This window comes from Acinetobacter sp. YH12063, from assembly GCF_013419715.1.
In the GTDB taxonomy this organism is placed as follows: Bacteria; Pseudomonadota; Gammaproteobacteria; order Pseudomonadales; family Moraxellaceae; genus Acinetobacter; species Acinetobacter amyesii.
In genome coordinates this window covers 1-1,275 of record NZ_VOZO01000047.1, presented here as the reverse complement: position 1 = coordinate 1,275, position 1,275 = coordinate 1, and the positions used below count along the sequence as shown (strand labels likewise).

Here is a 1,275-nt window from a genome sequence, read left to right as displayed (position 1 = left end):
TGATGTGTGCTGAATTAGCAGGAGACTTTCACTTGGGAGATTCTAGGCAGCTAACCGATAAAAGTCTTCTGCCATTTGATTTGGTGTCTTAAAATCCAAGCCTTTTTGAATTCTTCGCTGATTATAAAATAACTCTATATATTTTGTAATATCCGCTTTGGCTTCTTCCCTTGTTTTGTAGTTGCGATGATGGACTAGTTCATTTTTGAGTATGCCCCAGAAACTCTCTATCGGTGCATTATCAAAGCAGTCGCCTTTTTTGCTCATTGAACCCTGAAAATCAAATTTCTCAAGTAAGTTTCGATATTCATTACTGCAATATTGGCTGCCTCTATCTGAATGTACAATGAGATCTTTAGCAGGTTTCTGATTGCGAATAGCCATATTCAATGCATCACAAACAAGCTTGGCTGTCATGCGCTCATTTAAGCTATAGCCAACAACCTGTTTCGTGTAAAGATCTTTGACAGCTGCCAAGTACAACCAGCCCTCAGCCGTCCAAATGTAGGTAATGTCACTCGACCACGCAAGATTAGGCTTCGTCATTGAAAACTGTTGCTTGAGTAAATTGTCATAAATAGAACGGTTGTGATCACTGTTCGTGGTTCTTTTGAAACGCTTATGGCGCTTACAATACAACTGATTTGATTTTTTTATTTGGCGCACAGCATACGTACTTATTTTGATACCTTGCGCTTGTAAATGCTTGGTTAATCGAACATAGCCATAGCTTTGTTTGGTTTCTTCATGGGCTATTTTGACCAAAATTGTCTGCTGATTTCGCTGAATTGATCTTTTACTCATGCCTCGCTTTAGCCAATCATAAAAGCGAGAAACGGATACACGAAGTAATCGAGCCATTAAAATAATCGGAAATAAGTGGCTTTGCGATTTCATATAGGCGTACCTCACTGACTTTCTTTGGCAAAGTACGCTGCTGCCTTTTTTAAAAATTCACGTTCCATTTCAGCTGTTTTGAGCTGTTGTTTAAGCTTCTTATTTTCTTCGAGTAAGGCGTTTAGATCGGGCGAATACTGTTTTGTGCCTGCTAAAGTTCCAGCCTTTGCTTTGTTATTCCAGTTCGAAAGGGTTTGCATTGAAATGCCAAGTTGTCTAGCGGATTCCGATACATTACCTTGGTTCTCTTCAATGGCTTTTATGGCTTCAGCTTTAAATTCTGCGGTGTAAGTCTTCTGTTTCTTGCTCATGGTAAACTCCTAATGAGTATGTATAGTTTACCAAGTTAAACCCTCCTGTTTTTTAAGCACACATCAA

1 protein-coding gene is annotated in these 1,275 nt (G+C 39.1%); it reads right to left on the bottom strand.

The window, feature by feature from the left end:
- Positions 1–42 precede the first annotated feature (42 nt).
- Positions 43–1,208, bottom strand: a protein-coding gene (locus FTU12_RS16295) for an IS3 family transposase (protein ID WP_119285041.1) whose coding sequence is annotated in 2 segments (ribosomal slippage) — positions 43–950 and positions 950–1,208 — 1,167 coding nt in all. Because the reading frame shifts where the segments join, the coding sequence is not laid out codon by codon here.
- Positions 1,209–1,275: the final 67 nt, after the last annotated feature.